The sequence below is a fragment of the Bryobacter aggregatus MPL3 genome (assembly GCF_000702445.1).
Classification (GTDB): domain Bacteria; phylum Acidobacteriota; class Terriglobia; order Bryobacterales; family Bryobacteraceae; genus Bryobacter; species Bryobacter aggregatus.
Window position 1 is genome coordinate 3739679 of sequence record NZ_JNIF01000003.1, and the last position, 26309, is coordinate 3765987.

At 58.3% G+C, this 26309-nt stretch carries 25 protein-coding genes; 9 read left to right on the top strand and 16 right to left on the bottom strand.

The genetic code is table 11. The annotated features are described in order from the left end of the window. Genes M017_RS0117315 through M017_RS0117330 form a run of 4 tightly spaced genes read left to right on the top strand, consistent with a single transcriptional unit; the run spans window position 1 to window position 4127 of the window. Window positions 1-663 (top strand): ABC transporter ATP-binding protein, encoded by a 663-nt coding sequence (locus tag M017_RS0117315; RefSeq protein WP_031499393.1) that lies wholly within the window; start codon window positions 1-3, stop codon window positions 661-663. Then, a complete protein-coding gene (locus tag M017_RS0117320; RefSeq protein WP_051670627.1) occupies window positions 660-2039 on the top strand; it encodes a sigma-54-dependent transcriptional regulator in 1380 nt (459 codons plus the stop codon). The genes M017_RS0117315 and M017_RS0117320 overlap by 4 nt, the downstream gene beginning before the upstream one ends. Continuing rightward, window positions 2036-3397, top strand: a complete 1362-nt coding sequence (locus tag M017_RS0117325; protein WP_035957852.1) for a sensor histidine kinase — start codon at window positions 2036-2038, stop codon at window positions 3395-3397. Before M017_RS0117320 ends, M017_RS0117325 begins: the two co-directional genes overlap by 4 nt. Beyond that, the gene (locus tag M017_RS0117330; RefSeq protein ID WP_031499396.1) at window positions 3360-4127 is read left to right on the top strand and encodes a tetratricopeptide repeat protein; all 768 of its coding nucleotides are present in this window, start codon (window positions 3360-3362) and stop codon (window positions 4125-4127) included. Before M017_RS0117325 ends, M017_RS0117330 begins: the two co-directional genes overlap by 38 nt. Here the strand turns inward: M017_RS0117330 and M017_RS0117335 are convergent. Continuing rightward, complete coding sequence (locus M017_RS0117335) at window positions 4091-5278, bottom strand: tetratricopeptide repeat protein (protein ID WP_031499397.1); 1188 nt, start codon at window positions 5276-5278, stop codon at window positions 4091-4093. The two genes, M017_RS0117330 and M017_RS0117335, sit on opposite strands and share 37 nt — an antisense overlap. A gap of 96 nt (window positions 5279-5374) precedes the next feature. Between M017_RS0117335 and pdxR the strand changes: the two genes are divergently transcribed. Next, a complete protein-coding gene (gene pdxR, locus M017_RS0117340) occupies window positions 5375-6850 on the top strand; it encodes a MocR-like pyridoxine biosynthesis transcription factor PdxR (protein WP_080507902.1) in 1476 nt (491 codons plus the stop codon). Here the strand turns inward: pdxR and M017_RS0117345 are convergent. The 9 genes from M017_RS0117345 to M017_RS0117385 all read right to left on the bottom strand — a co-directional run bounded on the left by M017_RS0117345 (window position 6836) and on the right by M017_RS0117385 (window position 16192). Next, window positions 6836-7717 (bottom strand): ExeA family protein, encoded by an 882-nt coding sequence (locus M017_RS0117345; protein WP_031499399.1) that lies wholly within the window; start codon window positions 7715-7717, stop codon window positions 6836-6838. The genes pdxR and M017_RS0117345 overlap by 15 nt on opposite strands. Continuing rightward, entirely contained in the window at window positions 7718-8806 is a 1089-nt protein-coding gene (gene csm5 / locus M017_RS0117350) for a type III-A CRISPR-associated RAMP protein Csm5 (RefSeq protein WP_031499400.1), read from the bottom strand. Beyond that, window positions 8807-9985 carry a type III-A CRISPR-associated RAMP protein Csm4 gene (gene csm4 / locus M017_RS0117355; RefSeq protein WP_031499401.1) on the bottom strand — a complete coding sequence of 393 codons (1179 nt, stop codon included), beginning with the start codon at window positions 9983-9985 and terminating at the stop codon, window positions 8807-8809. It abuts the gene before it with no gap. Next, window positions 9985-10812, bottom strand: a complete 828-nt coding sequence (gene csm3, locus M017_RS0117360; protein ID WP_035957853.1) for a type III-A CRISPR-associated RAMP protein Csm3 — start codon at window positions 10810-10812, stop codon at window positions 9985-9987. The genes csm4 and csm3 overlap by 1 nt, the downstream gene beginning before the upstream one ends. A gap of 13 nt (window positions 10813-10825) precedes the next feature. Beyond that, complete coding sequence (gene csm2, locus M017_RS26820) at window positions 10826-11398, bottom strand: type III-A CRISPR-associated protein Csm2 (protein ID WP_051670337.1); 573 nt, start codon at window positions 11396-11398, stop codon at window positions 10826-10828. 16 nt (window positions 11399-11414) lie between these two features. After that, on the bottom strand, window positions 11415-12788 hold the full coding sequence (locus M017_RS0117370; protein ID WP_031499404.1) for a hypothetical protein: 1374 nt from the start codon (window positions 12786-12788) through the stop codon (window positions 11415-11417). 105 nt (window positions 12789-12893) lie between these two features. Beyond that, a complete protein-coding gene (locus M017_RS0117375) occupies window positions 12894-13661 on the bottom strand; it encodes a PEP-CTERM sorting domain-containing protein (RefSeq protein ID WP_035957854.1) in 768 nt (255 codons plus the stop codon). 109 nt (window positions 13662-13770) lie between these two features. Continuing rightward, window positions 13771-15813 carry a SpoIID/LytB domain-containing protein gene (locus M017_RS0117380; RefSeq protein ID WP_031499406.1) on the bottom strand — a complete coding sequence of 681 codons (2043 nt, stop codon included), beginning with the start codon at window positions 15811-15813 and terminating at the stop codon, window positions 13771-13773. Continuing rightward, window positions 15776-16192: an acyl-CoA thioesterase gene (locus tag M017_RS0117385; protein WP_035957855.1), complete on the bottom strand. Its 417-nt coding sequence runs from the start codon at window positions 16190-16192 to the stop codon at window positions 15776-15778. The genes M017_RS0117380 and M017_RS0117385 overlap by 38 nt, the downstream gene beginning before the upstream one ends. A 42-nt stretch (window positions 16193-16234) precedes the next feature. Here M017_RS0117385 and M017_RS0117390 point away from each other — a divergent pair, with 42 nt between their 5' ends. The 4 genes from M017_RS0117390 to M017_RS0117405 all read left to right on the top strand — a co-directional run bounded on the left by M017_RS0117390 (window position 16235) and on the right by M017_RS0117405 (window position 21637). After that, the gene (locus tag M017_RS0117390; protein ID WP_080507903.1) at window positions 16235-17740 is read left to right on the top strand and encodes a M16 family metallopeptidase; all 1506 of its coding nucleotides are present in this window, start codon (window positions 16235-16237) and stop codon (window positions 17738-17740) included. Between the two features lie 10 nt (window positions 17741-17750). Then, entirely contained in the window at window positions 17751-19826 is a 2076-nt protein-coding gene (locus M017_RS0117395; RefSeq protein ID WP_080507904.1) for a M16 family metallopeptidase, read from the top strand. After that, window positions 19823-20614, top strand: a complete 792-nt coding sequence (locus tag M017_RS0117400) for a hypothetical protein (protein ID WP_155121467.1) — start codon at window positions 19823-19825, stop codon at window positions 20612-20614. Before M017_RS0117395 ends, M017_RS0117400 begins: the two co-directional genes overlap by 4 nt. Before the next feature lie 204 nt (window positions 20615-20818). Further along, window positions 20819-21637 (top strand): sensor histidine kinase, encoded by an 819-nt coding sequence (locus tag M017_RS0117405; protein WP_031499411.1) that lies wholly within the window; start codon window positions 20819-20821, stop codon window positions 21635-21637. On the opposite strand, the gene M017_RS0117410 is transcribed toward M017_RS0117405, so the two are convergent. From M017_RS0117410 to M017_RS0117435, 6 genes are all read right to left on the bottom strand, one after another. Further along, the gene (locus M017_RS0117410; RefSeq protein ID WP_080507906.1) at window positions 21621-22112 is read right to left on the bottom strand and encodes a response regulator; all 492 of its coding nucleotides are present in this window, start codon (window positions 22110-22112) and stop codon (window positions 21621-21623) included. The genes M017_RS0117405 and M017_RS0117410 overlap by 17 nt on opposite strands. Window positions 22113-22145: 33 nt before the next feature. Beyond that, window positions 22146-22595: a response regulator gene (locus M017_RS27870; RefSeq protein ID WP_162179962.1), complete on the bottom strand. Its 450-nt coding sequence runs from the start codon at window positions 22593-22595 to the stop codon at window positions 22146-22148. Continuing rightward, window positions 22576-23745 carry a sensor histidine kinase gene (locus M017_RS0117420; RefSeq protein WP_051670348.1) on the bottom strand — a complete coding sequence of 390 codons (1170 nt, stop codon included), beginning with the start codon at window positions 23743-23745 and terminating at the stop codon, window positions 22576-22578. The genes M017_RS27870 and M017_RS0117420 overlap by 20 nt, the downstream gene beginning before the upstream one ends. A 310-nt stretch (window positions 23746-24055) precedes the next feature. Then, complete coding sequence (locus tag M017_RS0117425) at window positions 24056-24898, bottom strand: hypothetical protein (RefSeq protein ID WP_031499417.1); 843 nt, start codon at window positions 24896-24898, stop codon at window positions 24056-24058. Window positions 24899-24906: 8 nt separating this feature from the next. After that, window positions 24907-25761, bottom strand: a complete 855-nt coding sequence (locus M017_RS0117430) for a ThuA domain-containing protein (RefSeq protein ID WP_051670350.1) — start codon at window positions 25759-25761, stop codon at window positions 24907-24909. After that, complete coding sequence (locus tag M017_RS0117435) at window positions 25761-26285, bottom strand: DinB family protein (RefSeq protein WP_051670352.1); 525 nt, start codon at window positions 26283-26285, stop codon at window positions 25761-25763. Before M017_RS0117435 ends, M017_RS0117430 begins: the two co-directional genes overlap by 1 nt. Window positions 26286-26309: the final 24 nt, after the last annotated feature.

Consider the following 26309-nt stretch of genomic DNA (forward strand, 5'->3'; position numbering starts at 1 on the left):
ATGATTGATCTTCGGAATATCGAAAAGTTCTACCAGCACGGCCCTTCCAAGAGCTTCGTGTTGCGGCGTGTGGACGTGAGCATCAAGGAAGGCGAGTTTGTCTCGATCATGGGGCCGAGCGGCGCGGGCAAGAGTACTCTGCTCTACGTCATCGGGATGCATGACAGCGACTGGACAGGCGAGTACTTCCTGATGGGACAGCCGGTTCACAAGATGAATCGCAAGGAGCGCAACGAAGTCTACAAACAGAACTTCGGGTTTGTGTTTCAGAGTTATCACCTGCTGGACAACCTGACGGTGGCTGAGAACATTGAGATGCCGCTCACTTACCGCAACATCAAGAAGGGCGAGCGGGAGGCCATTGTGGCCGATATTCTCGATCGCTTCCAGATGGTGGGCAAGAAGGATCTGTTCCCGAACCAGCTCTCTGGCGGACAACAGCAACTGGTAGGCATCGCGCGGGCTATGGTGGCCAGCCCCAAGGTGATTCTCGCGGACGAGCCAACCGGTAATCTCCATAGCAGCCAGGGCAAGGAAATCATGGAGATGTTCAAGAAGGTGAACGATGCGGGCACGACGATTATCCAGGTGACGCACTCGGACGCAAACGCGGCCTATGGCAACCGGGTGATCGAGATTCGCGACGGGTGGCTGGAGAAGTGAAGCCGGCGATCAAGCCGCGTATTCTGATTGCCGACGACCAGATCGATGTCCTTGAAGCACTGCGGCTGCTGCTGAAGCCGGAGGGCTATGAGATTGAGACCGTCTCGAGTCCGGATGATGTGATCCGTGCGCTCGAGAAGCGCGAATATGACGCGCTTCTGATGGACCTGAACTATACGCGCGATACGACCTCGGGTGAGGAAGGGCTGGACCTTCTGAATCGCGTGCAAGAGAACGACCCGATGCTGCCGGTGATTGTGATGACGGCCTGGGGCAGCGTGAAGCTGGCTGTCGAAGCGATGCGGCGGGGCGCAAGGGATTTTCTGACCAAGCCCTGGGAGAACGAGCGGCTGGTGTCGATCGTGCGCACGCAGCTCGATCTCAGCAAGGCGCTAAAGCGGCAGCAGCGGCTGGAGGCAGAGAACCGGCTGCTGCGCGACGAGACGGGCCCGGTGATGATTGCCAAGGCCGCGGCAATGGAGCCGGTGATCGAAATGATCGCGCGCGTTGGGCCGAGTGATGCGAACGTTCTGGTGACGGGGGAGCCTGGCGTTGGCAAAGAGGTGGTGGCGCGCAAGCTGCATGCAATCTCGACGCGCGCCTCAAAGCCAATGGTGAGCGTGAATGCGGGCGGACTGGCCGAGGGCGTTTTTGAGAGCGAATTGTTCGGCCATGTGAAGGGTGCCTTTACTGATGCGAAGGCTGACCGCGTCGGCCGCTTTGAACTGGCCGATGGCGGTACGCTGTTTCTCGATGAAATCGCAAATGTGTCGATGAGCCTGCAATCGAAATTGCTGCGTGTGCTTGAGACGGGCGAGATGGAACGGGTGGGCTCTTCGCGTACCAAGAAGGTGGATGTGCGCGTCATCAGCGCAACCAATGCCGACCTGCATCGCGAAGTCGAAGAGGGCCGCTTCCGGCAGGATCTGCTCTTCCGCTTGAACACGATCGAGATCCATTTGCCGGCGCTGCGGGAGCGCCGCGAAGACATTCTGGCCTTGGCGAATTTCTTTCTCGATAAGCATGCGCAACGCTATCGCAAGGCGTTGTCCGGCTTTGATTCCAGTGCGGTGCAAGCGATGATGGAGCACCGCTGGCCGGGCAATGTGCGCGAGCTGAATCATGTGGTGGAGCGTGCTGTGCTGATGGCTGGAGGGACGCAGATCCGGGCGAACGACATGGCGCTGCGGCCTGCCAGCGGCTCGTCGCAGCGTCTTGAAGATATGAGCCTGGAAGACGTCGAGGCGCACCTGATTAAGAAGGCTCTCGATCGCTTTGGCGGGAATGTCAGCGCCGCGGCCGGTGCGCTCGGGTTGAGCCGCAGCGCCCTCTATCGCCGCCTGCAGCGCTACAATCTTCATCGATACGCTTCATGAAGCTGGCCCACGAACGGCGAATCCAACTCTACGCGCTGGCTGCAGGGCTGCCCGCCATCCTGGCCGTGTTCTGGCTGATCTGGACGGGCGACTACACGCCGAAGGTGCAGTGGACCATCAGCGCCGTCTTGGGGCTTTGCTGGTTGGGCTTCTCGAATGCGGTTCGCGAACAGGTGGCTTCGCCATTGCGCACGGTGGCGAATCTGCTCGAAGCGATTCGCGAAGGCGACTATTCGATTCGTGGCCGTTCCTCGGTGGCCGACGATTCGCTTGGTGAGGTGTTGCAGCAGGTGAACGAGATGGGCTCGACGCTGCAGGAGCAGCGGCTGGGTGCGCTCGAGGCGACTGCGCTGTTGCGCAAGGTGATGGAAGAGATCAATGTCGCGATCTTTGCCTTCGATGGCGAAAGCAAACTGCGCTTGGTGAACAAGGGCGGGGAAGCGCTACTGGGGCGTCCGATGGAGCGCTTGCTGGGCGAGACGGCGGAGAGCCTGGGGCTGGAGGATTGTCTCCGCGGCGAGATGCGCACGATGACGCGCTCTTTTCCAGGAGGCAGCGGGCGTTGGGGCGTCGGTTGCAGCACCTTCCGTGAGGGCGGAGTGCCGCATCAATTGTTGGTGCTGACCGATCTGACGCGGCCTCTGCGCGAAGAAGAGTTGCAAGCCTGGCAGCGCCTGGTGCGCGTACTCGGGCACGAGCTGAACAACTCGCTGGCGCCGATCAAGTCGATTGCCGGAAGCCTGGCGAATATCGTCGATCGCGATCCTCTGCCGGAGGATTGGAAAGAAGATATGCAGCATGGGCTGCATATCATCGGCAGCCGGGCAGAGAGTTTGCAACGCTTCTTGAGCGCCTATACGCGGCTGGCGAAGTTGCCACGGCCCAGTATGACGGCGACGCCGATCGAGCCCTTGGTGCGGCGTGCGGTAGCTCTGGAGCTTCGGAAGAAGGTGGAGATTCTGCCAGGCCCGTCCATGGTTGTCGATGCCGATGCCGATCAGGTGGAACAGGTGTTGATCAATCTGATTAAGAACGCGGTGGAGGCGGCGCAGGTGACCGGTGGCGCGGTGCGCGTGGGATGGGAGCGGACGGCGCTGCTGGCAGGCCCACGGCTCGAAGTCTGGATTGAGGACGAAGGGCCAGGGCTGGCGAATACGGCAAATCTGTTTGTTCCGTTCTTCACAACCAAACCGGGGGGCAGTGGCATCGGGTTGGTGCTGTGCCGCCAAATTGCGGAAGCGCATGGCGGTACTCTGGAACTGAGAAATAACGAAGACAAGTCCGGATGCACAGCCCGCTTCTTTCTCCCGCTGGTGAATCATGATTCTGCCGCTACTGCTGTTGGCGATTCAGTTTGATGCAAACTTGAGCCCCAAGTATGCCGAGGCGGTGCAGCTGCTCCAACAGAAAAAATATCCGGATGCCGTTTCCGTTCTGGTATCTCTGACCGGTGAAAAGCCGGAAGTGGCGGAATATTGGAATGCCCTCGGGCTGGCTTATCTTGCCAATGGCGATGTCGAAAAGTCGCTCCCTCCCTTGCAGCGGGCATGTACGGCGAATTCGCATGTTCCTCGCAGCTGCTTCAATTATGGCCGGGTGTTGTTGTTCTTGAATCGCTATGAAGATGCGATTGGCGCCTTTGATCGTGTGCCCAGATCCTATGAGGATGCGCCGATGTTTCTGGCCAAGGCGCAAGCGTATGAGTCTTTAAAACGTGTGCGGGAGGCAGACCGGGCTTATCGTTCCGCGCTGGCGGAAACCGCTATGCGGCCGGCGAATTCTGCGGAAGTCCAGCTTCGTTACGGTGTGTTTCTGGCGCGGCAGGGGAGTACGGAATCGGCATTGTGGCAGTTTGATCAGGCGATCCGCAAGGCGCCGTTGTGGGGACTGGTGTGGCGGGAGAAGGCTCGTGTGCTGTTGCAATTGCAGCGGGAGCGCGATTCTGCGGTTGCGCTCGAACAGGCCATTGCCCATGGCGAACGCAACCGCGAGAATCTACTGCTGCTCAGCCGGATCTATGCGCAGTTGGGAGATAGTGAGAAAGCGGAGACTTACCAGCGGGAAGCGGCAGGCCCGGAACTGAAGTGATCTCCGGATTTTGAGAACGCAGCCCTGGCCAAGCTCGCTTTGGTCTCGATCGTCACCATCTGTTGCTCGGCCTTTGCTGCCTCCCCGTAGTGTTCGCGCTGGCGCATCAACTGCGCGTAGAGCAGAAGCAAACCGGAGGTGGGTGAGGCGGCTAAGCCTTGCTCCAGGTGCGCGATGGCTTGCTCTTGCCGCTTCTGCTTCAGCTCGAGTTGGGCCAGCAGATCGTGCGCGTCGGCGATCTCGCTTGGCTGCCTCTGTAGCTTCGGCAGCGCTGTGGCGACACCTGCCTCCGCTGCCTCTCGATGACCTTCGTAGAAGTCGATCCAGGCCAGGAGCTTCAGCACGCGGCCGTTGTCAGCGGAGTGGTGTTGCTCGAGGATGGCGAGCGCCTGCTGCGCGGCAAGGCGTGCCTCCCGATAGTGCTTCGTAGTGATCTCAATCGCTGCCTGGCTCTCGAGGAGCAAGGCATAGGTAGGGTGTGTTGTACCCTGCCTGGCCAAGGAAATGTGAAGCGCCTGGTTCAGATACTTGCGGGCCAGCTTGCCTTCATGGATCAGATTCAGTTGCGATGCGAGGTTGTTGTAGACGGCAATCAGCGCGCGGTAGGACGCGTCGGGGGTCTTCTCGAGGATCAAGCGTGCCTGATTGAGATGAGTGAGCGAGGCGGCATAGTTGCCTTCCTGCTTCTCGATGAGCGCAACATTGATCAGCGAGCCGGCGTCACCCGGGCGTGATTCCAGCACTTCCCGGTAGAGAAGACCAGCACGTCTCCAGTTGCCGCTCTTCCCTTCAAGGGAGGCCAGATTCGACAGGCAGATCAGCGTGTCCGGATGCGTCCGGCCCAGTTGCCGCTCCCGCAAAGCGAGAGCCTCTTCGATCACTGGAAATGCTTCCTTGAGATTGCCGCGATCCCTCAGCAGCATACCGAGGTTGTTGAGGAGAACCGCCCGCTGGTGGCCGCCAGCGTAGGGCAGTGTCTCGCGATACATTTTCTCGGCCTCATCGTACTGGGCCGCCAGGTAGAGTTTGTGCGCTTGTTCATTTTGTTGTGAAATCCAGGCTTCCGGGGCCGGATCGAGGGTGGTCAGCAACACGAGTGCGAGTAGCATGAAGCCAGCTTGGAGCATCGTATCTTTTTCGAACAGAGCCATTCCAGCCCTGTCCCTTCGTCCAATCATGGTGCCAATTGCCGTGTTTGCGATGGGGCCACTATTGCGAAGAAATGGCGAAGGGTGGTGAAATGAGCCATGCAGCATCCGAGCCTGACGCTGAACATGATCCAACTGGACCTGGCGAGTCCAGAGCCCATGCAATTCCAACTCTATCGCGCCATGCGTGAGGCGATTGTCACCAAGCAGTTGGCCGCCGGGGGGCGGCTTCCTTCTACGCGTGAACTGGCGCAACGCTGGAAGGTTTCGCGCAATACGGTAATGGGCGCCTTCGACCAGCTCACTGCGGAGGGATACCTGAAAGGCAAGCAAGGAGCTGGAACATTTGTGACCTTCAGTGTTCCGGATTTTTACTCCCGGGTGACTCCTGCCGGACGGGCGGCCTGTGCCGATGTCGTTGCCAGGCGGGAGGCCGCTTTGCGGCAGCGGCGGATGAAGTATCAGGGGTGTACTCATGAGCCTTCTCCGTTGGCTCCGCTCCGTCCCACGGTGCCGTCACTTGAGAATTTTCCGTTTGCGCTGTGGGAGCAATGCCGCAAAGCGGTGCTGCGGCAAGGCGAGCGCTCTCTTCTGACCTACGGCGATACGTTGGGCTACTGGCCCTTGCGCCGAGCGGTGGCGACCTATCTTCGCGATACGCGGGGTGTTCGTTGCGAACCTGCGCAGGTGGTGATCTGTTGCGGGTCGCAGCAGGGGATCTATCTTACGGCCAGTACGCTGCTCGAGCACGGCGAGACGGTCTGGATGGAGGACCCCGGCTATCAGGGCGCCCGTATCGTTTATGAAGGTTTTGGCGCGAAGGTGAAGCCGGTGCCAGTTGATCGCGAAGGCATGGACATCCAGCGTGCTCCGGTCGCCGAGGGGGTGGCGCGCTTGATCCATGTCAGCCCGTCGCATCAGTTTCCACTCGGCCACACGATGAGCTTGGAACGGCGCTTGCGCTTGCTCGATTATGCTGCTGCGAGTGGGGCCTACATTGTCGAGGACGATTACGACAGTGAGTTTCGCTATGAGGGCCGGCCTTTATCGAGCTTGCAAGGGCTGGACCAGAGCGGGTCCGTGGTTTACGTCGGAACCTTTAGCAAGATTTTATTTCCGTCGTTGCGGTTGGGCTACCTCGTGGTGCCGCCTGGTCTGGTGGATCTGTTTGAGCAGTCGCGGTCGCGGATCGATGGAAATCCTACCTTGATCGATCCGGCGACGATTGCGCTGTTCATGGAAGAAGGCCACTTTGCGCGGCACATCCGCAAGATGCGCAGCCTATACCAAGAGCGTTTGGAACTCTTGCACGATGCGGTTGCACGCTATTTGCGCGGAGGGCTGGAGTTGGAGAAGCAGCAGTGTGGGATGCACACCGTGGGTTGGCTCAAAGGCTCGACGCCCGATCAGGAGGTGACGGCTCGCGCACAAAAGAATGGCGTGGTGGCGCCGCCGCTGAGTCAATACACGCGTCGCTTTACACTGCCTCCCGGCCTGGTGCTGGGCTTTGCCGGGTTTCGGGCGGATGAGATCGACAACGCGGTGAAGCGTCTGGCGGACTCAATCCCCTTGTGACAGACCGGAGGCTTCAAACTCGCTTTGTCCACGGACGCGGTTGCGGCGTCCGGGCCACTCCAGACGCATGTCCTTTGAGACTTCGTCGAGCATCTCGACAGTGCAGACCTTGGTTTCTTCGGCAAAGGCGGCCAGCAGCATGTTGTCGCAAACCGCATTGATCAGGCGTGGGATGCCTTGGGTGCGGAGATGAATTTCAGCAAGCAACGGTTCCGGAAAGATCGTCTGGTTCTCAATTCCGGCGTGGACCAGACGGGAGTCGATATACTCGCTTGATTCCTTCAGCGTCAGGGGTTGCAATCCGCAGCGCAGGACGATGCGTTGCTTGAGCTGCCGCAGATTCGGCGCGTCCAGCTTGCGGTCGAGTTCCGGTTGTCCGCTGAGGATGATCTGCAGGAGTTTGCCGATGCGTGGATTTTCGAGGTTGCCGAGAAGACGAATTTCTTCGAGCACATCCCATTCGAGATTATGTGCCTCATCGACAATGAGGACGCTGGTACGGCCTTCGTTGGCTTGCTGGATCAGCAGTTGATTGAGTGCAAAGAGGACTTCGGTTTTCGAGTTGCGCTGGCAGCGGAGATCAAGATCGTAGGCGATCATCTCAAAGAACTGCTCGGAAGTGATGCGGGAGTTGAAGATAAAGGCAAACTCAACGCCAGCTTGTTCGAGATAGTCGCGCAGGCATTCGAGCATCGTCGTCTTACCTGTGCCGACCTCGCCGGTGAGAACGATGAAACCCTTCCGGGATTGCACGCCATAGATCAGGTTGGCCAGCGCCTCTTCATGTTGCGGGCTCCGATAGAGGAACGATGGATCGGGGCTGAGATTGAAAGGGTTTTCTTTAAGACCAAAAAATCCGTTGTACATTTATGAACCTATCCATTCCAAGTGGATCCAGCCTGGCAGGGCGGCGGGCGTATTTTCAAGGTAAACGACGCGGCGAGTCTTCGGGAAGGGAAGGCCCGTTGCAATCGCCGAGGCATAGAAAGGCATCCGCTTCAGAACATCGCGATAGGCTGTATCGGAGGTTTCGCCAAGAGCAGCTTTTGAGGCGAAGCCTCCGCCCCAGCCAATCTGGAGCAGGCAGCCGCGTTTGGCGCCACGAATCGCTTCGAGGCGTTTTTCGAGTTCTGTGAGGATCTGGTTCAGGATCGGAAGACCGCTGCGCTCTGCGTACTGTTTCTGAATCGCAAGCTGGTTGGCGGCCCAGAGATTGGCGGCACTGCTTAAGGTGTCATGCGTCACCGCGTGACGGGAGAGGGGCTTGTCTTTCCAGGCGCCTTCAAAGAGCGTGCCGGGGACGGCCATCTCCGCAAAGGTGGGGGCTGGTTTCCAATCGACACCAAAGGCATCGCCCTTCTTCACCAACTTCGCCGTGCGGGTGAGGTAGACCCGGAAGCTTTCCGCAGGGACGGGCTTGGAATCGCTGACCGCGACGGCCCGGAGCTTATCGTTGCCTCGTTGGCCCAAGGCAAGATTCTCTTCCGCTTGGGCTGCATAGCGAAAGCCACGTTCCTGCTCAAACTGCTGGTTCCACTTCTCGAAGATCTTCGGCTTCTTCTCTGACCATGCTTTGTGGACCAGAGCCGTGCGGAGAGCGCCGCGCAGGGCGCTGCCGGGAAGATAATGGCCACTCGGACCATTGAGGAAGGTGGGGATGAACAGATCGCGGGCAAAGGCGCGGTCCCAAATGGGAGAGTACGCCGGACTCTCAAAAGGAATGCGGCGCAAGGCTGCACTTTGGGCGAGGCCGCCCCAGTTCTGGAAGTCGAACTTTTCGGCCTTGCGGAGCTGGGTGAGATAGCCCTCAAAGACAGGCCGCTTGGCCATCATGGCAAAGATCTTGTCCTGGTCCAGCACGTTGACGTGATCTTTCCAGACCATGTAATCGATGGGAGACAAAGCCTGACCGTCACCAACTAGAGTTGGCGTGAGGATGGTCGCGCGGTATTTCACTTAGTTGTCCTCCTCGACGTAGCGTGGCTCTTCGACAATCGTGGGCTGCTCCACGATATTAGCCTCTTCGACGATAATCGGGTCGGTGAGATAGATATCGGCAAGAACCGGAGCTTCTTCCGCGACGGGTTTGGCCGCCACTTCAACCTTGGCGGGAGGAAGCGGCATCTGGAAGCTGGGTGCTTTCCAGGGAATGGCCGTCGCGACGGCAAAGCCGGCACGCCATACCGGATGCGCAAAACCCTCGGGGGCCACGTCGACCGCGGCGCCGATCGGAGCAGTGGCTGTGACCAGCACTCCGCCCTCGCGCACCATATTCAGACTCTTCTTTTCGGCGCCCCAACCGGCAGTGGATTCCACACGGCCGTTGCGGCGCTTCAGTTCGTAGTAGCCGCTCTTCCAATCGATGGCGTCTGTAGCCGCGGGCACGTAGGTGCTGAGCAGCCAGTAGGCGGAGTTCGGTGTCTCTGGATCGGGTGCGTTGTCGAGAATCAGGTGGGGCCAGGATCCATGTTGGAATTCTGGTGCTTCGGCGCGGCCCCAACCGCGAGCCCGCTCGCCTCCAAAGCCCGTGTCTGCCAGCAGACGGAAGGCCGCTTTCACCAGAGATTCCCAACGCAGTTTTGCTGTGTCATCGGAGAAGAGGGCGGAGAGCCAGAGCCCGACGCCCTGGTTGAATTCGATGCAACCACTGAGGAAGGCTTCGCCGCTCACGCCCGTATTGCGATCGACCGGTGCGGTGCTGCGCGTCCGTTCCCGGAACGGTGTTTGCGAGCCAGCAGGAAGCAGACAGCCTGTGATGCCGTCGACTTCCCAGCGGTCTTCGCGGAAGGCTTGACCGGCCAGCAGTTCATCAATCACACTGAGCGGAATGAGCCGCGCCGCCTGCCAGTTCATCTTCGAGGTGGCTTGTGCCGGCGGCCAGAGCGTCACCGGCGCCGGTGCATAGAGCTGGCGCCCAAAGAACGGGAACATCGAGCTGAAGCGGACTGCTGGACGCTCGCTGGTCGCAGTTGCAGCCAGCCAGGCATCCAACTCCCCGAGCTGGGCCATGGCCTGGGTGACCGCGCTAAAGACGCGGTCAGACGGAAAAGTAGCCGAGAGCTCGTCGTGACGCCCGGTGTCGCCGGCAATGCGCCAGGGCCCGGTAGGCCGGAGGCGAATGAGCAGCGCAGACATTAGGCCTCGAGCTTCTGGGTGATGTCAGAGACTTGGGCGCGCAGGGTGGCCAGATCGCTTGCCGCCGCTGCTTCGGTTTCCGCGCCGCCTTTATAGAAGGCTGCATTGCGCCAGGTGAGCTTCAGATTCGTAAAGCTGACGCGGCCGCTGCCACGGCTGCCGCCGCCGCCGAGGGTGTCATCCTCAAGCAGGCTCAGGCCCTGGATCAGGGTGCCGAGCAGTTCCTTATCTTCGGCGCAAAGAACATCAAGCACGATGCGCAGTTTGAAGCTGGCGCCAGCCGGAACGCGTTCGAGAGTGCGGGACTGGCTCTGGGCAGTGATGCGATCGATTGCCGATTCGCTCTTCACTTCGGTGAGTTCGTCGTCGAGGCTCTCGCGCATCGCCGCGGTGATGCTGTCGAGATTCAGCGGCGCGTCCGAGATGCTGAGCCGGGCCGGTGTGATCGTCGCCTGGCCGAGCGCATCGCCTTCGACACGTTCCACACGTCCGGGGACGCGGCCAAAGAGCAGGCAGATCTCGTCGCTCGGGGAGTCGCTCGAATGGATGCGCACTTCCTGTCCCTTGCGCTTCGAAACATAGACCAACTGCTTTGGAGTCGCCAGACCCAGCGCCTGTTCGAGCAGCGAGCGCAGACGGCCACGCAGACTGGAGCCGGGCACATAAGGACGGCCGAAGGCGTCTTTGACCACCGGGTTGTCGGCGCCGCCGATTTCGAGAGTGCCTTTGCCCGCGCCAATGTGGAGGCCGGTTTCGCAGACGAGATCGCCTTCAATGAGGAGCTTGCCAAGGAAGCTCAATTCAGTTTGTGCAGTGTGTGAACTCATGGTTGGGGATCCCTTATTCGTTGTAGGCGACGATGGCTTCAAACAAGTCGCGGAAGCGGTCATAGCCACGCTGGTCGTTCTTGCGCGTGACCTGGAGAAGGAGACGTTCGAGCACGTCGAGACTGCGCAGGCCGTGGCGGGCAATCGTATAGGCCAGGCGGGCACGGAGCATGACGAACTCGTGCTGGCGTTCTGTCTCGACGCTGCGGCAGGCACGGCGGACGGCGTTGTAGAAACGGCGCAGTTGCGAACGCGTACCCGAATCCATGTCGCGCAAACGGGCGACGATGGCGTGTGCCTGATTGTCGAGATAGAGGCTATCAGCGATCAGCTTGTCGAGATCGATGTCGGGTGTGAAGTCGCCGAAGCGTGGGCCGCCGCCACCGCCGCCTGGGCGTGGGCCACGGTCCCCACCGGGTCTCGGACCACGGTCTCCTTCGGGTCTCGGGCCACGAGGACCACGATCGCCTCCCCCTTGCGGAGGACGATTTCCTTGGGGGCGTCTGTCCCCTTGTTGCTGCGGCTTCTGTTCCGTCTTCGGTTTTTCCGAGACCGGAGCTTCCTGCTTGATCGCTTCTTCCGACATACAGTAATTCCTCGCGTTAAGCGTTGATCGAGATTCGGGTGAGTTCCAGGCCTACGCGGCCCGAAGGCCGGAGTCTGGTTTGGCCGGCATTCTTGCCGATAAATTCAGCAAGCAGCCGGTTGCGCGTGCGTTCAAAGTCACGCGATTCATTTTCGGTTTCGAGCGCGAGGCTCAATCGCCGGTAGAGTCGCCAGGGCCGTTCAAAACGGCCGGTCTTGCGCCGCAAACTCTGATACCCACTTTCCCGGAAGAAGGCGGAGAGCTCAGAGACGAATTGCGGGGATGCGCCATAGTTGCGGATCATCCGGAGGCAGAGCTCCCGGATCTCCAGAGCATCGGGCAGTTGCTTCCAATCGAGGACGCGCCCGAACAGATAAATCGAATCCCGTGATGCCGCTTGTGCCAAGCGGAGCGATGCGCTGACTTCAGCAACCGCAGCAGACTGCTCGCCTGCCGCGAGGGCGGCGGAAATGCTCTTGCCTTCCACCCCAGCCGTGTCGCTCAAGTTCACTTCCGCCATGGTCTGGAAAAGACGCTGGATCTCTTGCGCCACCTTCAGCAGCGCGTCGACCTCACCATATACTGTGAAGCCTTCGAGACCCGAATCGATGATGGCGACTTTGCCTGTGCAATCGGGAAGACGGAGCAGCAGCGTCTGGAGCTCGCCTGCGAAGAAGTTCTTATAAAGGTGATTCAGCCGGAGATGCTCTTCAACCGTGGTCGCGCGACGGAGACGAATCTCCAGGGCGTCGACGGCAATCTTCATCGCTGCACCCTTGCGGCGCTTGAGTGCGCTCAGGTCGAGATGCGCATTCCAGGGCAGAGCATCGGCCTCATAGCCAAGCTTGTAGTTGAATTTCGATTCGCCAAACACGAAGCGGGTTGGCATGGCATCATCGACGCCAATCGAGGTAGCCGTTGGCGCTGCCTGCGCGAGTTGGACAAAGTAGTCCTGGTCTGCGCTGTTGTGCTTGGGCGTCGAGGCGAGGAACGAATCGGCTGTGGCCTTGGTGCCCATCCCACGCTTCATCTCTTCAAAGAGACGCTTGCGGACCACGGACCAATCTCCGAGATTCTCGGTGATTGCGAAGTTCAGTTCGAGTTCCCCTTCACAAAGCTCCTCGAGTTGCTGCGCGGCCAGGCGGAGGAAATCTTCCGCTCTGCTCTGGAATTCCTGGGGGACTAGGAGGAGAAAGGAGGAGCCACTCGAGGCACCGAGCAGCATCTTGGAGAGACCGAGGTGATCCAGCAGCGCACGTGGAATCACTTCGCCGGCGAGGCTCAGATAAAGGTGGCGTCCGAGGAGTTCAGCACTGTTGCGTCCGGCGAGTGGGCGTAGAAATTCGCCTTTTGGCGAAATCTTCCCTTCAACAAAAATCTGGATCGACATGGTATTGGTGGGTGCTGGGAGTTCCGCTCTCGGAAACTCCCAGCCTAGCATATCCCCTGCGGTAAAACGGTCGATGCTGGGAATGTCCAGAATCGACCGGAACGGCTACTTTTGGGACCGGATGCGCTGCATCAGAAGGGCCAGGCCAGCGCCCATCAGAGCCCAGCTTCCAGGCTCGGGCACTCCTTCAAAATCAAAGGTGGTGCTGTTCCCACTGAAGGTGATGGTGACGTTGTCGATATAAGCATTGAAGACGTCCCCAGGAGATGCGGCGCCCACCGTAAAACGGATTGCCCCATAGTCCTTGTCTGTTGCCAATTTTGCATTCGGATGCAGCGCCAGGTAATTGCTGAGCGTGTTCACGTTCGCCCCTGGGCCGAAGTCGAAATCCGTCCAGAATCCTCCCGCGAAGACATTCCAGGTTTGCCATTGATCGAGTACGGGCGCTCCCTGATTCGGAATGAGATTGCTGTAATCCGGGCGCTGGTATTCCGGCTCAAAATACAAAGCGTCATCGCTGGTGCCATCACCGTTCCAATCAATCCATATTTTTAAGTAAGTAAGCTGCGCGCCATTCCAGGAAGTTCCATAGGTAGAGTAACTGAGCCCCTGCAGATCGGATAGCAAGAGTCCGTCGTAACTATTGATTCCTGCATAGGTGAGGAGGCTGCCATCAGTTCCGGAATTGAGATTAAGGCTGCCAGATCCTAGTGGGGGAATATCCGGGCCTACGACTAGTTTTACGCTTCCATCGCTCGTGAGGCTTTTGCCGTAGGTCCATCCTTGCGGATTGTTCGGATCCACGACAAGTGTCGCGGCGTTCGCTGTGAGAGTGAGTGCTAGTAAGGATAGGCCGATTTGTCTCGAAAACAAAAGTATCATTTATACTCCTTGCTCTAGTTCGGGGGATCAGAGGGAGTATATTGATAAGTTTTAGAAATGTCGATGCGAGTTTGTACCAGAAGTTCCGGTACTAAGTTGGCTAGGGTAGTCCATTTATCCAGTATGAGATTGTATGTTTTTTGCCATGTAAGTAAATGAGCTTGGCTGCCCGGTCTGATTCCGGGCTTTTTTCGTTGAGGAGTGCCTGGACCAGGCCTTCTCGAAACCATTCTGGATGCGAAATCTTGGTATTGGACTCCAGGATGGCGTGGAGCAGTTCGTGCCGCAGCGTGGCAAGGGATGGATTGGGAGGCAGTTTGATATCGCGTCCGCGAGTGGCTCCTTGCACCTTGGTGCTGATGCCGGTTGCGTCGCGAAAGGCCTCCCGGGTGGGGAAGACGCGAAGGGTGGGATTGACCTTAAATCCGGTGAGGGCTTCGAGCAGGGGGAGTTCCCGGTCGGCCTCGGCGAGCAGCGCCTTGTCGCGCGTGAGATTGGTGGTGTACAGCGTGATGCGGGGGGATTTCAAGCTGCGCCAGGATAAGCCGGAAGCGGCTGGCGAAATCCGGGTGCCTGGATAATACTCCGCCAGGATCTGCTCGCGGGTTTTCCCTTTGGCCGCCATGGCTTCGGCGCTATTTTGCGGCATTCCGATTCCATGCCCGCGTCCGCGGCCTGTGAAGGTCAACATCGCTCCTTCACGCTTGACCTCAAAGAGCCGTGAGGGCAATTTCTCCCAGCCCATCGTGCGGCCTATTGCCATGCGGAAGCTGGCGGCTTCTGCCGGATGACCAAAGACATCAAGGGAGCGGGCGCGGCCCGATGTGTCCTTGTCACGAACCCGGAAGTTCTGTGTGATGAAGGTCAGATTCAAGGCCTGAGCGAGTTGTGTTGCTTTGATGGTCCAGGTCCAGCGGGAGGCGGGAGTGTCCTGCCACCAGGGATCGCGGCGTTGGAGGAGATAAGGCGCATCAGAGGATGCTTCGAGCCAGCCGCCGGAATCGGCATGGTAGTAAGCGGCTGCCGGTTGTCCGTTGAACCAGAGGAGTTCTGCTTCGGTCGCTTGCACGGCATCGAGAAGGGGCTGGTGTTTGGTTGCCGTGAAACGGGCGTCCTGGCAATGGGTGGTGTCACAGTAATCGAACCCCTCCTCGGGGTGGCGGCGGGCATTGCGAACGCGAAAGTGCGCGGCGTAGGTGCGCGCCGCGATTGCCATGGCTTCGAGCGAAGCAGGATGCTGGAAGGCAGCGGCTTCGCCTTCGAGCACGGCGGCGACATAGGCTTCGAGCGGCACCTGTGTGGTGAGGAGATAATGGCCGTCGCGCAAGGCGACGGTCAGGGGGCCGGGCGCGTTGAGCCGGCTGGTATTCGCTTCGATGGGAGTGCCTGCGGGGTAATGGCCCGGCTTCAGGTTCAATCGCGAGGGCGGGTTCTGCCAGAAGAGGCGGATCGATACGGATTTGGGGTCATCGGGAGGAGCGGCGGTGGAGAAAAGGCTGGCGAAGATTTTGGCGGCGAAGGGTGCCGCGTCGCCGCCACCGGAGCCAGAGTCCAGATGAATCAACAGGATGTAGCGGGGTCTTGAGGCGGGAGCATAACCGAGAAAAACGGCGGAGTCGCGCATGGTGCCGGTCTTGCCCGCAACCTGGGTAGACGAGACTGCCGCCAGACGGGCGGTGCCGTACTCGACGGCTTGCTCCATCCCGTCGAAGACAGGACGCAGCCGCTCTTCTCGCGATCTTGCGATAAGACGGCGTGCGGCGGCGAGCAGATTTGCCAGTGTGGTGGTTGTGGCTTGTTGGTTCAGTCCGAAGCGGGCGTAACCGCGGGTCAGATCTTCCTTGTCCATGCGGGTGGCGAGCTTGTCGAAATACTCGTTGTCGGAATAGGCGAGGCGTTCGGGGGCCTTGTCGCTCTGCCGGTACAGACCCGCTTCGATGTAGGCGGCCAGGGTGAATGGTTTGAGGACGCTGCCCGGCCGGAAGGGCGTCGTGTTGGCGCGCGGAAGATTCCAAACTCCAGCCAACGCATTGGTTTCAAGATCAAAAAGGAGGGCCGAGCCGGATCGCCCGGCGAAGTCCGGTTTCAGATCGCGAGGAGCAGCGCTAAGTGCGAGGCAGACAAGCGCCAGTGAAAACCGCATAGTATTTCTCCGGACAGCGGACAGGCTTCATCTCCAAATTGACGAACAGATGCCGCGTGGCACCGGTGGCCAGGAGCTGCTGGTCACTGGCCCGGAGGATGGCATATTCAATGCGCATCATGCGACTTTGCACTTCTACCACCGTGGTTTTGATGTCGATCAGGTCATCGTAGCGAGCGGCGGATTTGTAATTGACTTCCACTCCCAGCACGGCGACACGCACGCCCTCCCGCTCCATCTCGGCGTAGTTCACGCCTGCCGCGCGCATGGCCTCGACACGTCCGACTTCCATCCAAACAACGTAGTTGGCGTGGTAGACGACGCCCATCTGATCGGTCTCGGCATAACGCACCCGGACCTGCGTGGTGTTCTCAAGCATCCAGTTTCTCAATGTTATCGCGCATGGGATAATTGATCACACATGAAGAGACTTAGTTTGGCGCTGGCCGTACTCTTGCCTGCGGCGATGTGGGGCCAGAAACTGGCTGATATCGAGAAGCGGGTGACCGAATTTCAATTGGCCAATGGGGTGACCTTTGTCATTTATGAGCGGCATCAGGCACCCGTTGTGAGCTTTTTCAGCCGTATCAATGCCGGGGGCGCGGATGACCCCAAAGGCCAGGCTGGGCTCGCGCACATGTTTGAGCACATGGCGTTCAAGGGAACCACTACCATCGGCAGTTTGAACTTTCCCCAGGAAAAGCTGGCGATGGCGCAGGTGGAAGTCGCCTACGATGCGCTCTCCGCGGAACGGGGCAAGGGCAGGCAGGCTGATGCCGCCAAGGTAAAGACGCTTGAGGAGAATCTCAAAAAGGCGATCGAGAAGGCGGGTACTTTTGTCGACAAGGAACGCTTTACCAAGATCCTCGAAGAGAACGGTGCGGTTGGGTTGAACGCGTTTACCAGCCTCGATGAGACGGCTTATATCATGTCGATGCCCGCCAATAAGTTGGAACTCTGGTTTGCCCTCGAATCGGACCGCTTCATCAACCCGGTCTTCCGTGAGTTTTATAACGAGCGTGGTGTCATTCGCGAAGAGTACCGGATGCGCATCGAATCCGATCCGACGGGGCGCCTGATTAACGAAATGTTGAGTGTGGCTTTTGCGACCAGTCCTTATCGCACTGGTCCGGCGGGCATCCCGAGCGACATCGAGAGCTACCGGCTCGCCGATGCTCTTGCCTTCCGCAAGATCTACTATGTGCCGTCGAATCTGGTGATCGCCATTGCCGGCGACGTGGATCCGGTTGAAGTGAAGCGGCTGGCGGAAAAGTACTTTGGCAAGTTTGTGGGAGGGCCGAAGCCGACGCGGCCAGCCACGCAGGAGACGCCGCAACAAGGAGAGAAGCGGCTGGTGGTGGAGAGTCCGTCGCAGCCGGTGGTCGCCATTGGCTATAAGCGGCCCAGCGTTCTCGATCCGGACGACACAAAGTTCGACGTTCTATCGAGCCTGCTCTCGAGCGGACGCACCAGCGTCATGTACAAGGAACTGGTGCAGGATAAAAAGATCGCACTGGCGGCGCAGGCGATCGCGAATTTCCCGGGCGCCAAGCTGGAGAATTTGTTTGTGCTCTTCCTGGTGCCAAATGCCGGCAAGACGACAGAGGACTGCGAGAAGGCCGCCTACGAGATTGTCGAGCGGATGAAGACGCAGCCGGTGACTGAAGAGCAGTTGAAACGAGTGAAGACTCAGATTCGGGCCAACTTGATTCGTGGGCTCGATTCGAACAGCGGCATGGCGCAGAACATGGCCACAACCAAGGCGTTGTTTGGCGATTGGCGAGTGCTGTTTACTCAGCTCGATGAACTCGACAAGGTGACGGCGGCAGATGTGATGGCGGCAGCCAAGAAGTATTTGGTTGCAAAGAATCGGACTGTAGGCTCCACCGTACAGCCTGTGCAGGCCAAAGAAGAACAGAAAAAGTAGGAGCGGAACAATGAAAAAGCTAGCGATCTCAACCCTCATGTTGGCGAGCCTGATGTCGGCTCAAGTGCTTCCGTACTACAAGACACTGAAGATGCCGCCGCTGAAGCAGGTGCAACTCCCGAAGGTGGAGCAGTTTACGCTGCCCAACGGCATCCGCGTCATGGTGCTCGAGAACCATGAACTGCCCTTGGCGAGCGGATCGATTCTGCTGCGCACCGGGGAATTGTTTGACCCGCAGGAGAAATCGGGCCTTGCCGACATCATGAGTACCGTGATGCGAAGCGGAGGCACCAAGAAGAACACTCCGGATCAATTGAATGCCAAGCTCGAAAGCATGGCCGCCAGCGTCGAGGCGTCGGTGAGTGCTGAGTTTGCCCGGGTCGGCTTCAACTGCCTGAAGGAGAATCTGGGCGAGGTGATGAGTCTCTTCAAAGAAGTGACGACAGAACCCGCCTTCCCGCAAGATAAGCTCGACTTGGCCCTCACCCAGGCTCGCAGCGGCATTTCCCGGCGCAATGACGATGCCAACGGGGTGGCTTCCCGCGAGTTTAACAACCTGATTTATGGCGAGAAGACTCCCTATGGAGACAACACCGAGTACGCAACGCTAGCCAATATCAAGCGTGCCGATCTGGTGGCCTTCCATGACCGTTACTTCTTTCCGGCCAATGCGATGATCTCTGTCCAGGGCGATATCGATACCGCGGAAGTCAAAGCAATGTTGACCAAGCTGTTTGCCGACTGGACTGTGCAACGTCCTGCCGTGCCGCCATTCCCCGCCGTCACCAAACAGAAAGCTGCGGGCGTATACATTGCGGACAAGAGCGACAGTGAACAGACCTTCTTCCGCATCGGCCAACTGGGCGGCAAGCTGAGCGACAAAGATTACCCTGTCCTCGATGTGATGGCCGACATTCTGGGCGGTGGATTCTCCAGCCGATTGTTCCAGAAGGTACGAAGCGACGCGAGTCTTGCATATTCGATTGGGAGCGATTGGCGTCCGAGCTACCTGCACGAAGGCACCTTCGTGATTCAGGGCAGCACTAATGCGGAGACAACCGAGGAAGCCATTGCGGCTTCGCTCAAGGAAGTGAAGCGGATGCGGGAAGAGATGGTGGGGCCGGGAGAACTGGAAGCCGCCAAGCAGCGCGTCGCCAATAGCTTTGTGTTCAATTTCGACTCGCCGTCCAAGACCCTGGGGCGCATGATGACCTATCAGTATTACGGCTATCCTGCCGATTTCATCAACCAATACAAGGATGCGGTCCAGAAGGTGACTCCGCAGGAGATTCTGCGGGTGGCGAAGGAATATATCAAGCCAGAAGAGTTCACCATTGTTGCGGTCGGGCAGACAGGCAAGTTTGCCGCCAAGTTGGGCAAGCTCGGCGAAGTGAAGAAGTTGGATTTGACAATTCCCCAGCCCAAGGTGGAGACAGCGAAGGCGGACCAGAAATCACTGGCAGCAGGGAAGGCTGCTCTCGACAAGGTTGCGGCTGCGGTGGGCGGCAAGGCGGCGATTGCGGGAGTCAACGATTATTCCCAGTCCATCAATAGCGAGATCAACATGGGCGGGAACAAAGTGAATGTCAAGCAAGTCAATATGTGGATGAAGCCTGCGGTGTTCCGTCAGGAAAGTGCGTTTCCCTTTGGCAAGGTCATTGCGTTCTTCGATGGGGAAAAGGGTTTCCTCAAGACTCCACAGGGAGAACAGCCGCTGGCCGGTCCCTTTGCGGCTCAGGTCAAGGGGCAGATGCAGCGGGACTATCTTTCTCTTCTGCAGAGCAACGACATGGCGGGCCGTAGCGTCAACCTAGTGAAGGAAGGCGAGTTGGAGATTCAGGATGGGGCGCATCCGGTCATCCATTATTTCTATGATCCGAAGACCATGCTGCCGCTCAAGATTACTTTTGCCGAAGGCGGAGCAAATGTGGAACTGGCCTATGTCGGACTGATGGATGTCTCTGGGCTGAAAATGCCCGCGCAGTTGAAGATTACGCAGAATGGACAGGTTGCCACGACGATGACGGTAACGGAATGGAAGATCAACTCCGGCCTGAGCATGGCCGCCATGAGCGCGAAGGAATGACACGCCGATTCTTCGTTGCTGGCATTGCACCTGCGATCGTGCGGGCCGATACGATCCAGGAACGGGGCCGCAAGTTGATTGAGGAAGCTCAGGCGGCTCTGGGAGGATCGAAATTCCTCAACATGCACGACCGGGTGGAAAAGGGTCGCGCCTACAGTTATTACCGGGAGCGCCTGAGCGGACTGTCTGTCGCCAAGTTTGAGACCTTCTACGACGACAGTCAGCCAGGGATCAAGCAGAGCGACAAGCAGGTCTTTGGGAAGAAAGAAGATTACTACGTCATCTTCGAGGCGGCCGGCAAAGGCTGGGATGTTGGCTTTCGCGGGGCCAAGCCCATGCCGAGTGATGTGGTGAAGCAGTGGCAAGAGGGCGTCCTCCGCAACCCGATGTACATCTTGCGTTGCCGGACAGAAGAGAAGGGCATCATCTTTGAACGGCGGGGGCTGGAGGTCTTTGAGAACCAGCCTGTTGAGATCGTCGATGTCACCGATGCCGACAATCGGGAAGTCGCCATCTATCTGAATGCTTCCACCAAGCTTCCGGTCCGAGGCTATTTCAAGAAGCAGAATCCTGTCGACAAAGGCTGGGATGAACAGGATACGCGGTATGCGAAGTATCGGGAGAGCCAGGGCCAGATGTGGCCTTGGGCGATCACCCGGAGCCGCAATGGAGAACGGAACCTCGAAATGTACTCCGACGAGGTTCGTTTCAATTCCGGATTATCTGCAAATGATTTCAAGATTGGACCGGGTGCCAAGATGGATCCAAAAGCAAAGCCAGTGAAGTAGGGAATTCGTTACGAACATTGAAACTTTCCTTGTCAGCGATAGTCATATCAGAGGCAAATCATGATTGGGAGTGCTATATCAATTATTCCGGCAATTCTCGAACGGACTGTCACGCGTCTGCGAGGGTTATCTGGTGTTTTGTTATTGCAGGGTGTACAGATCGCTTGTTGGCCTGATACGTGTCTGGAATCCGCTCAGGATCGTATGCTTCGTGTTGCTTGCACTGCGGATCACGAAGAGGTTGCCGTTCTGGAACTGAGATTTGCCGCTACAGAGCCAGTTCTGCCTGATGCCGGGGCTGTCGCTGCAAACACCTCCGATATCCTCGCACTCTTGCTGCGTGAAGAAGCGAAGCGAGACCGTCTCGAATCCTTGCTTTGGCGTAGAGCGGGCCACGATCTCCGCGGACCGCTTGTCTCGATTTCAAATCTCGCAGAACTGGTGCAGTTGCGGGGTGGGCAGACTCTGGAACCCAGGCTGATCGAAATGTTTGGCTTGATTCGGCAGCAAGCCTCGGGATTGGATGTCACGGTCACTTCGCTGGTGAAGTACCTCAGCCAATCAACGGCCTGCACTGTGACCACGGAATGGTCCAGCTTCGCCAGTGGGGTCGATTACGCCGTCACTCGCAACGAAGAACTTGTCATCCGGAGCGAGGCGAAGATCGAATGCAGTGCGCTTCCGCTGGTTCGTCTGGAAGAGGGGGATCTCATGCGGGTCGTGAATGAAATCATTCTGAACTGCCTGCAATTTCGGAGTCAGGATGCGCCCCACATTCGAATCTCTTCGCCCTCGCGGCTGGCGAACATGGTGCTTGTTGAGATCCACGATAACTCTGCTCTCTTTGTTCGGAACCAGCCGGATGATTTGTTTGCACCCTTCATTCGAAGCGGCGCGGTTGCCGGTCCAGACAACGGAATGGGCCTCGCCTTGGCGCGCAAAGTGGTGGAGCGTTATGGCGGCGGCATGTCGGCTGTATCGGACGCGGAAGGCTCCACGATTTCACTTAGACTTCCGGCGTGACCCGGCAAGCTGCAGGCGAGTAGTTTTCCCAAAGCCGGCGCGCAACTTCGCCCAACTTCATGAATTCGTCATAGCTGGACGGTTTGCGGAAGTAATAGTTGGCTCCCAGGCTGGCAACCCGGGCCCGGTCTGCTGCGGAGTCTGACGATGTGATCACGATGACGGGCGAGTTTGTACAGTGCTGGCGGAATCGAGCGAGAACCTCCGCTCCTGTCCGTTTGGGCAAATTGAGATCCAGCAACAGAAGATCGGGACAATGAGGTCCCCCCTCGTTCTTCGATTCAAAGGCGTGCAATGCCAGTTCGCCATCGGTGGCTACGCTGATGTCAGCTTGGGGCAAGTGGAGGGAGAGTGCTTCGCGGACAAGGAAAACATCCGCAGGACTATCCTCGACAAGCAAGAGTCTCAGTCGTCCTGAATCAGGCATAATACTGGATTCCATTCTTCTCTCCAACTCGGAGAGCAAGGTGAACATGATGATCTGCGTGGGGCGCCAGGGCGAGAATCACTAGCGGTCCTCCTGGGAGGATACCGGTTTGTCCCGGTATTCTCTGAGGAGTTGAAGAATCTCTTTGCCGATTTCCATATACTCTTGGAGCCTTGCGGGCTTGGAGAGAAAACGGGTGGCTCCGGCGGCAATAGCAGCCTTCCGGTCCGAAGGGGAGATTGCGGAGGTAAACACCAGGATCGGAGCATTGGCACAGCGAGGGCTTTTTCGGATCTCTTCAATCAATTCGGCACTTCCGTGATCGGGGAGTGTCCAGTCCAGGATGATCAGATCTGGTCCTGGCAGCGTATTCTCTTGGCAGGCCAATTTCGCATAGTTCAGAAACTGCCTTCCATTGTTCATCCAATGGGTCTTGCAAGGCACGTTGTGGAAACGCAGCGTTTCTTCAAGCAGCATCCTGTCCGCTGGATTGTCCTCGGTGACTACGATTTCAAATTGTATCTTGTCCATGGTTTCCATCTGAGGTTCGGAGTGTGAAGTAAAACGTGCAACCCTGGTCCCGGCCAGCGCTTTCGAGCCAGATTGCCCCGCCAAGACGCTCGACAATCCGGCGGCAGGTGGTCAGCCCAATTCCAGAGCCTCCGGCGTCAGATTCCTGAAGGCGGCTAAATGGCGCAAAGATCCGGTTGTGGAACTGTGGCTCGACCCCAATTCCATTGTCCGTGATCAAGCAGCAGACAAAATTCCCCCTGGTGCACTCGACCCCGATATGAATCTTGAGAGGGCGCTCTGCCCCTCGGTATTTAATCGCGTTGCTGAGCAGGTTCTGGAATAGCTGCGTTAACAAGACTTCATTGCCAATGACCAGGGGCAGCTCTTCGCAGGTGATTTCCGCCTTTGTTTCGGCAATGGCAAGGCCAAGGTTTTCCAGTGCAGCTTGCAGCACCACCTTCAGGTCGATGATGCAGTCGTTGCTTTCGGAGTGCGCGACGCTGGCAAACGAGAGCAAGCCACGAATCAAATTTCCCATACGTTCCACGCCACTTTGGATGTGATAGAGGTACTGCGCGGCGCGATCGTCGAGCTGGCCTTGATAGTCGCGTTTCAACAGATCGGTAAAGCAATGAATCGTGCGCAATGGCTCCTGCAGATCGTGACTGGCGGAATAGGAGAATCGCATCAGGTCGTCGTTGGACCGTAACAGTGCTTCGTTTGCCCGGGACAAGGCTTCATTGGATTGGTGGAGCGATTCGTTGAGCTGGTGAAGCCGTCTTTCGGCAGTCCGCATGCGGAGCAGGGCATTGACCGTAGCCAAAAGGACTTCAGCATCCACCGGCTCCATGAGATAGCCATCTGCGCCATTGGTCAGACCGGCGGCGCGTTGACTGGGCGACACAGCAGAAGCGGATATCTGGAGGATGACGGTGTCGGCGGTCTCGGGGGCATTCCTGATCTTGCGGCAAATTTCAAGACTGCTGATGTCCGGAAGATCGACGTCAAGAAGCACCATCGCCGGATGGAGTTCACGGATCTTGGCCAAGGCCTCTAAGCCGGTGGGGGCCTCTTGCGTGCAGTATCCCCCCTCCTCTAAGACACGCGTACGTGCATCCCGGTTGGCCTTCTGATCATCGACAACCAATAAGAGAATGGGCTCGCTCATGAACCTCTCTCGCACTCCAGTCCAGCAGATGCAACATGGAGTAGGGCAGAGGCGTATCGGGATGTGACTGGTGGAGCTGGGAAGACAATGCGTGGAACTCCTATCTGGTTCTGTTCCCGGGGGACTCGAACAGCATCGAGGCAGGTGCCAGACCGGAACGGACTCAAAGGCACAATGCTCATCACCTGCATTTTAACGCCCCCTGACTGCCAGCGCACATTTGTATCTCAGACCCGCAACCTCCAACTGATAGATCATCGGTACTGAAACTGGCTTCGAGAATCTGGAACTACACCCCACTCTATGACTTTTATTCCGTGCGGATGGTTCCTTCGGAGAAAGAAAATACTGCTCCTGAAAAGGCCGCAGCCATGGAATCGTCCCAATCGGAAGGATACGGAAGCTCTGCATAGACCGGCATTGGGCGCGGCAGTGATTCGAGCCGGGTTCGTTCTTCCCGGCTTTTCTGCGGATCCGCTGTGGTCCAGGAAACGAGGCATGTGGCTGCGAGTCCCTGCGCTTCCTGGAAGCTGAGGCTGCTGCGATCGCCGGTGTAGCGGATTGTGGCCGCAGTTTTCAGGCACAGCGGGCTCGGAACGGCCTCATGAATCAAACGCAGGATGCCGTACTGTACGCTTCTCCGCCAGAGAAGTAAGGTGTTGACGCTGGGATGAGGATGCTCGGTGGGTTCTTCCATGTTCTCCCGCGCGACTTGCTCCAGCACTAAGCCGGTTGCCCCATAGCCGTACATACAAGCAGCACAGAAGCAGATGGACGGATAGAAATCCGGACTGCCGGAGAAGCCGAGACCTGCCATCTCAAGGCTGGCCCAGGGAAAGAAGGCGCTGATGGTTTGGCATTCGGCCAGCCAGAGCTCTTGCACCTGAGGTTGTGAGGGGCAGAGATGTTGGGGGAAGCGATGACCGAGAGCATCCTGACGGCAGAGATCTTCGGCACCCTGCAGCTCGTGCAGCGGGATGGTGGCGTGCACCGCAACGTTGTACTTCGTCGCTTCCGACAGAAAGGAGAGGAGCGGTGGCCCTAGATCGGAGGATGCAAGCTTCAGATGTACAGCGTTGCAGGAGTGGATGGGGAGCTCGTCAAACAGGTTGGGGCGCAGGTCCGCGCGCGAGATTCGGATGGATCGAAGCATGGAGGAAGCTATGACTTCACGATCCCACGATAAGGGACCCGAATCGGCATCGGGCCTGTCCAGGATTTCGGGTGCTTCCTCCCGAGCGAGGAATAGATGGCATTGACAAGCAGGCGCTGGAAGGGTTCGAGCGCGAAGTCTCCCGGATGTCCGAGCGAGGTATAGAACGCGTTGGCGCCGAAAGCGTTGCGCCAGGTCCAGGCGACAGGATTGCGGATGGAGGGTTTGTTCGGGTTGATGGCATCTCCCCAAAGCAGAACTTGCGCCTCATCGGGAGGATACTTCGGAGCAACCTTGTAGAGCCAGGAAGGGGCGGTGAACTCGGCTGGCAGGTCACGCAGAATGGGGTGGCGTTTGTATTTGGGGTTGAGGCTCACTCTGGTTGTCGATTGGTGGCCGTAGTGAGTGTGGCCGTCGACCTCCCAACCTGGTGGCGCGCCGAAAACATCAGAAGCCCAGCGGTTCCACATCGACAACTCTTCGGTTGCCGCATAGTGGAACGCGTGGGAACTCGTGCGCAAACCGATGATGGGCTTGTGGGAATGAATATAACGATCGATATAGACGAGCTGCGACTGTGGAAGTTGACGCCAGCGAAGGAAGAAAATGGCGAGGCTGGCAGAATCGAGCGCTTCGAGCCCTGGAATATTTGTTTCCGCGTTCTGATCGGGAGAACTCCGCAGGATCTGGCAATCGAGGCCATAACGAGCGGTGAGTTCCTTGGCAAAGAGCGGCAGCGTGATCTCTCCGGAATACTCGTGATCTCCACAAACAAAAACAATCTTCGGCGCCGGATGGGCCGCAGAAACAAAGAGCGGGGACAGTAGAAACTGTCCCCGCGTCCATGTGGAGAAAGGATGCATTAGCGCCCTTCGGAGCTAGGTGGAACCAGGTGGTTCAAGCGCATGAGCGTCACAAGGTTGCCGTAATGTTCGTTGGTATGCGAGATGTTGCCAAAGAGTAACTGCGCGGCAACCACCTCACGGGTGCCCATCTTCTTGGTTTCGGCGAGCACCTTGTCGGTGGTCATCGACCAGGCCTTCGTGCATTCGGCATTGGCGCCCTTCCAGGCGGCGATCAGACTTTCCTTGGTGATCGTGCCCTTCTCAAAGGAGGCTGGCTTGGTGCCGCCGCTGACCGGAGTGCAGTAGGAGTAGTTCGCATCGGCAATGTGGGCGACGAACTGGCCAAAGGTGCGGGTGTCATCGGTGGCGCGGAAGCTGAACTTGTCTTCCGGCATCTTTTCGATGGACTTGGTGATATTGTTGGCCAGCTGGGTGTACATGCGTGCGCCAGCAGCCGCGATCGGATTTTCCTTCGCATCCGGCATGGACTGGGCGGACACGGCCAGTGCGAGCGCGAAAACGGAGAAGAGTGATTTCTTCATAGATTCAAATTACCTCGGAGCTGA

Bases quoted from the DNA above. Each gene is read 5' to 3' on its own strand.
- M017_RS0117385 (WP_035957855.1), bottom strand. From the start codon at position 16,192: ATGCTTGAGAACACCACGCAGGTCCGGGTGCGTTATGCCGAGACCGAT.
- M017_RS0117420 (WP_051670348.1), bottom strand. From the start codon at position 23,745: ATGAGCGAGCCCATTCTCTTATTGGTTGTCGATGATCAGAAGGCCAAC.
- csm3 (WP_035957853.1), bottom strand. From the start codon at position 10,812: ATGAGTTCACACACTGCACAAACTGAATTGAGCTTCCTTGGCAAGCTC.
- M017_RS0117405 (WP_031499411.1), top strand. From the start codon at position 20,819: ATGCTTCGTGTTGCTTGCACTGCGGATCACGAAGAGGTTGCCGTTCTG.
- csm4 (WP_031499401.1), bottom strand. From the start codon at position 9,985: ATGTCTGCGCTGCTCATTCGCCTCCGGCCTACCGGGCCCTGGCGCATT.
- M017_RS0117400 (WP_155121467.1), top strand. From the start codon at position 19,823: ATGACACGCCGATTCTTCGTTGCTGGCATTGCACCTGCGATCGTGCGG.
- M017_RS0117345 (WP_031499399.1), bottom strand. From the start codon at position 7,717: ATGTACAACGGATTTTTTGGTCTTAAAGAAAACCCTTTCAATCTCAGC.
- M017_RS0117430 (WP_051670350.1), bottom strand. From the start codon at position 25,761: ATGCATCCTTTCTCCACATGGACGCGGGGACAGTTTCTACTGTCCCCG.
- csm2 (WP_051670337.1), bottom strand. From the start codon at position 11,398: ATGTCGGAAGAAGCGATCAAGCAGGAAGCTCCGGTCTCGGAAAAACCG.
- M017_RS0117410 (WP_080507906.1), bottom strand. From the start codon at position 22,112: ATGTTCACCTTGCTCTCCGAGTTGGAGAGAAGAATGGAATCCAGTATT.
- M017_RS0117315 (WP_031499393.1), top strand. From the start codon at position 1: ATGATTGATCTTCGGAATATCGAAAAGTTCTACCAGCACGGCCCTTCC.
- M017_RS0117380 (WP_031499406.1), bottom strand. From the start codon at position 15,813: ATGCGGTTTTCACTGGCGCTTGTCTGCCTCGCACTTAGCGCTGCTCCT.
- M017_RS27870 (WP_162179962.1), bottom strand. From the start codon at position 22,595: ATGGACAAGATACAATTTGAAATCGTAGTCACCGAGGACAATCCAGCG.
- M017_RS0117335 (WP_031499397.1), bottom strand. From the start codon at position 5,278: ATGGCTCTGTTCGAAAAAGATACGATGCTCCAAGCTGGCTTCATGCTA.
- M017_RS0117435 (WP_051670352.1), bottom strand. From the start codon at position 26,285: ATGAAGAAATCACTCTTCTCCGTTTTCGCGCTCGCACTGGCCGTGTCC.
- M017_RS0117390 (WP_080507903.1), top strand. From the start codon at position 16,235: ATGAAGAGACTTAGTTTGGCGCTGGCCGTACTCTTGCCTGCGGCGATG.
- M017_RS0117395 (WP_080507904.1), top strand. From the start codon at position 17,751: ATGAAAAAGCTAGCGATCTCAACCCTCATGTTGGCGAGCCTGATGTCG.
- M017_RS0117330 (WP_031499396.1), top strand. From the start codon at position 3,360: ATGATTCTGCCGCTACTGCTGTTGGCGATTCAGTTTGATGCAAACTTG.
- M017_RS0117370 (WP_031499404.1), bottom strand. From the start codon at position 12,788: ATGTCGATCCAGATTTTTGTTGAAGGGAAGATTTCGCCAAAAGGCGAA.
- pdxR (WP_080507902.1), top strand. From the start codon at position 5,375: ATGCAGCATCCGAGCCTGACGCTGAACATGATCCAACTGGACCTGGCG.
- M017_RS0117425 (WP_031499417.1), bottom strand. From the start codon at position 24,898: ATGCTTCGATCCATCCGAATCTCGCGCGCGGACCTGCGCCCCAACCTG.
- M017_RS0117325 (WP_035957852.1), top strand. From the start codon at position 2,036: ATGAAGCTGGCCCACGAACGGCGAATCCAACTCTACGCGCTGGCTGCA.